Here is a 7,517-nt window from a genome sequence, read left to right on the forward strand (position 1 = left end):
TAAAAAGTAGGTAAAACTTAGGAAAGCGGAAGTGTCACGGTAAATGTGGAGCCTTGCCCAGGCTGGCTGCGGACGTCGACCGTGCCGTGGTGCAATTCCACCAAGTGCTTGACGATCGCAAGTCCCAACCCCGTGCCGCCGAGCTCACGCGAGCGGGCTTTATCGACCCGGTAGAACCGCTCAAAAATTCTCGGCAGATCCTGCTCCGGGATGCCGGCACCGGTATCTTCGACCAGGATGCGGATTTGCTCCTCGGAGATTTGCGCCCGAATCGACACGCGGCCGCTCGGCGTGTTGAATTTCACCGCATTGTCGATGAGGTTCACAAACACCTGCCGCAAGCGATCCGAATCCGCCTGCACCTGCGGGGCATCCGCCGGAATCAACACCTCCATCGTGATGTGGCGCTCCTGCATCGGCTGTGCGAACATCGGCAGCAGCGATTCGATCAGCACACGGAGATTGACCGGCTGGAGGTTCAGCGGTGTGGCCTTGGATTCGATTTGCGAGAGCGCCAGCAAATCATCGATGAGGCGGGTCAGCCGCGTCGCATCTTGGTCGATCATCGTGACGAACCGCCGGTTGTTCTGCGCATCTTCCAACGCGCCGGTGAGCAGCGTTTCGGTCAGGCTCTTGATGGAGGTCAGCGGAGTTTTGAGCTCATGCGACACGTTGGCCACGAACTCCCGCCGAACACCCTCCAACCGACGGATCTCGGTGACATCTTGTGCCACGACCACGAGGGCCGCCGCCGCGGTCTGGTCTTCGCAGGGGGTGGCCTGGAATCGGATCGCTTGCTCGCGCGGGCCGAACGTTTGGATCTCGCGGCTGGCCGGCCGCTGCTGCGTTAAGGCCTCTCTCACCACATCATCTAATTCAGGATGGCGGAGCAACTCCGTCAGCCGCTTGCCCTTCGCCTGATCAGGGGTCAGCTCCAAGAGGCGCTGGGCAGAGCCATTCAGCCACAACACCTGGCCTTCCCGATCGAGTGCCACCACCCCCTCTCCCATGCTGTCTAAGATCGCCTGCGCTTGCTGGCGCTGGGATTCGAGCTGCCGCAGCTGCTGTTGGATCGCCTCGGTGGCTGCCGGCAGTGGAGGTGGGGTGCTTGCCTGCCCTGCCCGCATCATCACCACGCCCCAGAGGAGCGCGACACCCGCCCACAGGATGAGCAGGACGGGCAGCGGAAACGGGGCTTTGAGAAGGAGGATGAGGGTCGCGAGCAGCAGCGCATAGCCAAGCAGCCGTTGGAGGCGAACCATCAGCGGTCGAATCGGTAGCCGGCGTTTTTCACGGTGACGAGACGCTTGGCTTCCTGTTTCAATTTCTTGCGGAGCTGGCCGACGTGGACATCGACCGTGCGCGTTTCGATTTCCAGGGATTGCTCCAGCCCCCACGCGCGATCCAGCAGGAATTCGCGGGACAGCACGCGGCCGTTCGCTTCAAGGAGGGCTTTGAGCAGCTCAAACTCTTTCGCCGTCAGCTCCACGGGCTTGTCTTTCAGCCGGACGACATGCCGGCCAAAATCCACATGCAACTCGCCGATCGCCGCCGCCTCATGAGCCACCGGCTCCTTGATGCGTCGGAGAATCGCCTTCACGCGCGCCACGAGCTCTTTGGGGCTGAAGGGCTTGGTCATGTAGTCGTCGGCTCCGAGCTCTAAGCCGACGATTTTGTCGGTCTCATCGCCTTTGACCGTCAGCATGATCACGGGAATGCGTTTCGTGCGCGCATCCTGCCGCAGCAGGCGGCAGACCTCCCAGCCGTCATGCTCCGGCAGCATCACATCCAAGGTGATCAGATCCGGCAGCTCCCGCTGGGCCAGCTCGATCGCGCGCTTGCCGTCAGCCGCTGTCAGCGTCCTGAAGCCTGCTTTCTGCAAATTGTAGGTGATGGCCTCGACGATGTTTTTCTCATCGTCAACGACCAGGATTTTCGGTTGAGCCATCTTTCCATACGATATCAGATATCGAATTCGATATCTGATATCGTCTTAGCTTGCGAGGAGATTCAGGGCGGCGCCGGCGCGGAACCAGCGGATCTGCTCCTCGGTCATCGAATGCGCCAAGGGCAGCGGCCGGCTGGAGCCATCGCGATGATGCAGGGTCGCCTGCAACAGCTTATTGGGTGCGAGCTGTGCCAACCCGTGGATGCTGATGCGGTCGTCGGCTTTGATGTGCTCCCAATCGGTGGGATTGACGAAGGTGCACGGCAAGATGCCTTGTTTTTTCAGATTCGTGAGATGCAGCCGGGCGAAACTTTTCGCAATGACGAGCGTGCAGCCAAGATACCGCGGCGACATCGCCGCATGCTCGCGGCTGGAGCCCTCGCCGTAGTTGTCATCGCCGACCGCCGCCCAGCCCAGCCCCTCGGCCTTGTAGTGGCGCGCGACCTGCGCCATCGGCTTCTTGCGCCCGTCGAGCTGATCGATCGCCGTGCCGGCTTCATTGGTGAAGACGTTTTCCGCCGCCGTGAACATGTTGTCGCTGATCCGATCCAGATGCCCTCGAAATCGCAGCCATTTGCCGGCTGGGGAAATATGGTCCGTCGTGCATTGCCCTTTGACTTTCAGGAGCATGGGAAGCTGATCAAAATCTTTTCCATCCCAGGCGGGGAACGGCGGAAGCGCCTGCAACCGCTCGCTCTGTGGCGCAATGAGCACGCGCACGGCGTTCCGCTCCGTTAATGCCTTTGGCGGCAAGAAACCGGCCGCCCCCGGCGCAAAACCTTTCGATGGCAGTTCTGGAGCCGCCGGCGGCTGCAGCATGATCGTGCGCCCATCAGGAGCCGTCACCGGATCCGTGACAGGATTGAATCGCAAATCACCGACCAGGCTCATCGCGGTGACGATCTCCGGGCTGCCCATGAAGGACAGCGTCTCCATCGTGCCGTCGTTGCGGCCGGGAAAATTGCGGTTGAACGAGGTCAGAATCGAATTGCTCTCGCCCGGCTTTACATCATCCCGCTTCCACTGGCCGATGCACGGACCGCAGGCGTTGGCTAAGACGGTGCCCCCGATTTCTTCGAGCGCCTTCAACTGCCCATCCCGGCGGATGGTGTTCTGGATCTGATCTGATCCCGGCGTGATCAGAAAATAGATCCGCGATGTTAAGCCGGCCTGCTTCGCTTGCTCGGCAACAGCTGCCGCTCGGCCGATATCCTCATAGGAAGAATTGGTGCAGCTGCCGATGAGGGCCGCGCGGATCTGCGGCGGATACTGGTGGCGTTCCACATCTTTGGCTAATTGTGAAATCGGCCGGGCCAGATCCGGCCGCCGCGGCCCGACAATGTGCGGCTCAAGCGTTGCGAGATCGATCTCGACGATCTGGTCAAAAAACCGCTTGGGGTCGCCGTGGACTTGCGCATCGGCGCGAAGATCGGCGGCGTGCTGCTCTGCCAGCTCGGCAACCCCGGCCCGGTTCGTCGCCCGCAGGTACGCGCTCATGCGCTCATCGAAGGGGAACACCGAGGTGGTCGCGCCAATTTCTGCGCCCATGTTGGTGATCGTGCCTTTGCCGGTGGCACTGATCGAGGCGGTGCCGGGCCCGAAAAACTCGATGATGGCGTCGGTGCCGCCTTTGGTCGTGAGGATGCCGCACAGCTTCAGGATCACGTCTTTGGGCGAGGTCCAGCCGGAGAGCGCGCCGGTTAAGCGCACACCGATCAGTTTCGGATGCTTCACTTCCCATGGCAGCCCGGCCATCACATCGGCGGCGTCCGAGCCTCCGACGCCAATCGCGAGCATCCCCAGACCGCCGCCGTTGGGCGTGTGGGAATCGGTGCCGATCAGCAGCCCGCCGGGAAACGCGTACTCTTCGAGCACCACCTGGTGGATGATGCCGGCCCCCGGCTCCCAGAATCCCATGCCGTAGCGCGCAGCAGCACTCCGCAAAAAATCGTAGACCTCTTGATTAGCTTCCAAGGCGTATTTCATGTCGTCGGCGACTCCGACGCGGGCCTGGATGAGATGGTCGCAGTGCACCGTCGTCGGCACGGCCACCGTGTCGCGCTTCGCCTGCATGAACTGGAGGATGGCCATCTGTGCTGTGGCATCCTGCATGGCCACCCGGTCCGGCTGCAGCGTGACGTAGCTCGCACCCCGTTTCCATTCGTGCCGCTCCGGATCCACCGCGTGGGCGATGAGGATTTTTTCGGCCAGCGTGATCGGCCGGCCCAGCCGCTTGCGCAGCCACGCCGCCTTCGCCGGCAAGGCGCTGTAGAGCGCCGTGATGGCGCCCAGTTCGTCCGTGGTGATCATGACCGGTATTATACCGCAATTCCCTTGCCGGTACGCCGCGTTCGGAGGTATACTAATAAGTAGACTGACGAGAAAGGCAAACTCACGGTGACGTGAGGGCGCAAAGCCACGGGTCTCAAGAAAGATGGCCGGGCTACCGTCCGGTTAAGAGATCGCCGAGCTGCCGAATGAGGCGGCTCGGCCTTTTTAGTTCGATATCAGATATGAAATGGGCATTTCATATCTGATATCGCCTGAAGACGCAGGAGGCGAGGGATGGGACGTTCAACGATGAAGGCTTGGCTGCTCGTGGGGTTGCTCCTCGCCACCGCCGGTTACGTGATCGCCGAGGAGATCACGCTGACCACCTACTACCCCTCCCCCCGCGGGGTGTATCAAGAGCTGCGCAGCACAAGCAGCTCGTACTTCGCCACGGGTGGCGGCAGTGTGGGGATCGGGACGGATGCGCTCAACGCAGCCGCCAGGTTTCAGGTCAAGGGCAATACGGTCGTGCAGGACGGACAGTTTCAATTAGGCGGCCTGCCGGCTGACCCGCCCGCCTTGGGCAGTGGAGCGATGTACTTCAATACCACGGATAACGAAGCCAAGATTTTCCAAAGCGGGGCCTGGCAACGGTTTGGCGGAGGCGGCGGCGTGAAAGTGGGCAGCGGAGCCGCGGTCAGCGGCGGCACCATCAATCCGCTCCCAGGATTTACACGAGCGAGCTGCGCTGTCATTGTCGCTCCCAACGGATGCCCCTATCTGATTGGGGGGCACAACATCCCGGCGGCCGGCTGGTCATCGACATGCAACTGGTCCCTGACACCGCAAGCCGGCGGAGGCGGCTGGACGTACAGCGGCAGCCAGGGCGGCGCCTACCTGATGATTTGCCAATGAACCGACGCGGCGTATGGATGGGAGTGCTCATCGCGACCGCCGTGCCGGTTCATGCGGCCATGGCGGATGAGTCTGAAGGCGCTGTCGGCCGATGCGCCGATGCAGTCAAGGCGGTGCTCCAAGCCAACCCCTCCCAAACAGAGCAGGTCCTTGAGGAGCTCAAGGTCCGGGATCCGGCGACGTACGAGCGTGTGCATCAAGCCCTCACGCTTCAACAGCGCATGGAAGCCATCATCGACCAATTCCGCAACGGCGGCATCAGCGAGGAGACGGCGCGCGCACAACTCGTGCCGCTCGTCAGGGAGCAACTGGACGGTGAGCTAGCGACGCTGGATGCGGCGATCGCCGAAACCCGAACGCGCCTGGAAACGCTGGAACGCCAACGGCAAGATCCGGAAGGCACGATCACTTCCCGCATTGACCGGTTGCTCGGTAACTGAAAGAAAGATGGGGTCAGATCTTGCGAGATCATATTGCCCGCGCGGGGTGTTCTGCGTCGCCGAGGCTTCGCAGCAATGCACCGGCATCGGGGAGTAAAGCGACCAGGGCCTTGCCGGCATAGTGAAAGTATGGTATCCTTACTGTAAGGAAATCTTACAGTCTCTGTGGCGCGATCAGCAAGGAGCAGAACATGGCCGTATGGATGACCGCCACCTTAAGCAGCAAGGCCCAGATTACCCTGCCGAAGCGGGTGCGCGAACTGTTGGGTCTGCGGGGGAAAGGGGACCAAGTCGGGTTTGTGGTGGATGAAAAAACTCACCGGATTATCATGACCAAGATCACGTTGGTGCCCGAGGAAGAGCCGTATACCGCCGAAGAACTGCGCAAGCTGCTCAAGCTGGCCAAGGCGCCAGGGGGGAAGGCCTTTCCTTCAGCCGAGGCGTTTTTGAAGCACGTGCGATCGCTCTAGTGAATCATGCAGTACCAAAGCAGCCCGCGCTTTGATCGCAGTGTTGCGCGGCTGGATGCCACCCGAAAACGCAGCGTGCAGGAAACCGTGGAACGGCTCGTGGCAGCCTTCGAAACTGGTCAGGCGCCGGCGGGGTTGGGACTCACGCAGCTTCGACCAAACCTCTGGGAGTGCCGAGCGGGCCTGAGTGACCGCGTGGTGTTCTACCGACGGCGCGATGCGGTGGAGTTTTTGCTCGCAGGCAACCACGATGGCATCAAGCGATTTCTTCGCGACTGGTAAGATAATCCGCCGCTGACAAATTGCACTACTGCTTCAATCGGCCTGTAAGGAGGAGTGCGATCGCCTTCGGGTAGAGGCGATGTTCGATTTGGTGCAGCCGTGTGAGGACGCGTGTTTCGGACTCGTCCGGTTGAATCGTCAGCGCTTCCTGCAGCAGGATCGGGCCGTGATCCACCTGCTCATCGACGAGGTGCACCGTCACGCCGGTGACTTTGACACCCGCAGCGAGCGCATCACGCACCGCGTGCGCGCCTGGAAACGCCGGCAAGAGTGCTGGATGGATGTTGAGGATGCGGTTGCGGAAGTGACGCACGAAGACCGGCGAGAGAATCCGCATAAACCCCGCGAGGCAGACCAGCCGCACCTGATGCGCCTCGCACAACGTGATCAGCGTCTTCTCAAACGCTTCGCGCGATGAATAGCGCTTCGGATCGACGACATGCGCTTCCACCCCGGCGCGCGCAGCCCGCGCTAACGCTTTCACATTCGCGCGATCGCTGAGGACGACGGCCACGCGCGCCTTGAGGCGCTTGGTGCGGGTGGCATCCAGGATCGCTTGCAGGTTTGTTCCCTGCCCCGAGCAGAGCACGGCAAGTGCTGGCTGCGTTCTCATCTCTCCATCCAAGGCGATATCAGATATGAAACGGCCGTTTCATATCTGATATCGCTCTAGAGGATCTGGTTGAGGCGGCGGGCGAGCTCTTCTTTGGGCACGACGCCGACGATGCGGTCGACTTCCTTGCCGCCCTTAAAGAGCAGCAGGGTTGGAATGTTCATGATCCCGAATTGCGCGGCCAGCTGGGGAAAATCATCGACGTTGACCTTGCCCATTTTGACTTTACCCTGGTACGTGCCGGCCAACTCTTCCACCATCGGCGCGATCATCCGGCAGGGGCCGCACCAGGCGGCCCAGAGATCGACCAGCACCGGGGTGGAGGATTTGGTCACTTCCTGCTCAAAGTTCACATCTGAGAATTCCTGCACGGCTCCAGCCATCCACGCCTCCTTTACATAACCGGTGAACCGAGCCGGTGAGAGGAATCGAACCTCCGACCCGCTGTTTACGAAACAGCTGCTCTACCTCTGAGCTACACCGGCGCGAAATGGCAACGATGTATTTTAGCAGACTACGATGACGATTGCCGAGGCAGCATGAGCGTCACCGTCGTGCCGGCGCCCAATTCACTCGTC

General features: G+C 61.3%; 9 protein-coding genes, 1 tRNA gene and 1 riboswitch. Of the genes, 4 read left to right on the forward strand and 6 right to left on the reverse strand.

Annotation, left to right across the window (positions count from 1 at the left end; translation table 11 throughout):
- Positions 1–17: 17 nt before the first annotated feature.
- Genes phoR through HY737_09155 form a run of 3 tightly spaced genes read right to left on the reverse strand, consistent with a single transcriptional unit; the run spans position 18 to position 4,258 of the window.
- A complete protein-coding gene (phoR, locus tag HY737_09145; protein MBI4598549.1) occupies positions 18–1,262 on the reverse strand; it encodes a phosphate regulon sensor histidine kinase PhoR in 1,245 nt (414 codons plus the stop codon).
- Positions 1,262–1,948 (reverse strand): response regulator, encoded by a 687-nt coding sequence (locus HY737_09150; protein MBI4598550.1) that lies wholly within the window; start codon positions 1,946–1,948, stop codon positions 1,262–1,264. Before HY737_09150 ends, phoR begins: the two co-directional genes overlap by 1 nt.
- Positions 1,949–1,993: 45 nt before the next feature.
- Positions 1,994–4,258, reverse strand: coding sequence for an aconitate hydratase (locus HY737_09155; GenBank protein ID MBI4598551.1), 2,265 nt, complete (start codon positions 4,256–4,258; stop codon positions 1,994–1,996).
- Between the two features lie 65 nt (positions 4,259–4,323).
- Positions 4,324–4,399, forward strand: a riboswitch (cyclic di-GMP riboswitch).
- A gap of 114 nt (positions 4,400–4,513) precedes the next feature.
- Here HY737_09155 and HY737_09160 point away from each other — a divergent pair.
- The 4 genes from HY737_09160 to HY737_09175 all read left to right on the forward strand — a co-directional run bounded on the left by HY737_09160 (position 4,514) and on the right by HY737_09175 (position 6,326).
- A complete protein-coding gene (locus tag HY737_09160; GenBank protein MBI4598552.1) occupies positions 4,514–5,134 on the forward strand; it encodes a hypothetical protein in 621 nt (206 codons plus the stop codon).
- A gap of 17 nt (positions 5,135–5,151) precedes the next feature.
- Entirely contained in the window at positions 5,152–5,574 is a 423-nt protein-coding gene (locus HY737_09165; GenBank protein ID MBI4598553.1) for a hypothetical protein, read from the forward strand.
- Positions 5,575–5,765: 191 nt separating this feature from the next.
- Positions 5,766–6,044: an AbrB/MazE/SpoVT family DNA-binding domain-containing protein gene (locus HY737_09170; GenBank protein ID MBI4598554.1), complete on the forward strand. Its 279-nt coding sequence runs from the start codon at positions 5,766–5,768 to the stop codon at positions 6,042–6,044.
- Positions 6,045–6,050: 6 nt separating this feature from the next.
- Positions 6,051–6,326, forward strand: coding sequence for a hypothetical protein (locus HY737_09175; protein ID MBI4598555.1), 276 nt, complete (start codon positions 6,051–6,053; stop codon positions 6,324–6,326).
- A 25-nt stretch (positions 6,327–6,351) separates the two neighbouring features.
- On the opposite strand, the gene purN is transcribed toward HY737_09175, so the two are convergent.
- The 3 genes from purN to HY737_09190 form a co-directional block, all read right to left on the reverse strand.
- Positions 6,352–6,939 carry a phosphoribosylglycinamide formyltransferase gene (gene purN / locus HY737_09180; protein ID MBI4598556.1) on the reverse strand — a complete coding sequence of 196 codons (588 nt, stop codon included), beginning with the start codon at positions 6,937–6,939 and terminating at the stop codon, positions 6,352–6,354.
- A 56-nt stretch (positions 6,940–6,995) separates the two neighbouring features.
- Positions 6,996–7,322 carry a thioredoxin gene (gene trxA, locus HY737_09185; protein MBI4598557.1) on the reverse strand — a complete coding sequence of 109 codons (327 nt, stop codon included), beginning with the start codon at positions 7,320–7,322 and terminating at the stop codon, positions 6,996–6,998.
- 30 nt (positions 7,323–7,352) lie between these two features.
- Positions 7,353–7,424 (reverse strand) — tRNA-Thr (locus tag HY737_09190).
- Positions 7,425–7,517 lie beyond the last annotated feature (93 nt).

The sequence above is a fragment of the Candidatus Omnitrophota bacterium genome, from assembly GCA_016209275.1.
Classification (GTDB): Bacteria; Omnitrophota; Gorgyraeia; order Aquiviventales; family Aquiviventaceae; genus JACQWM01.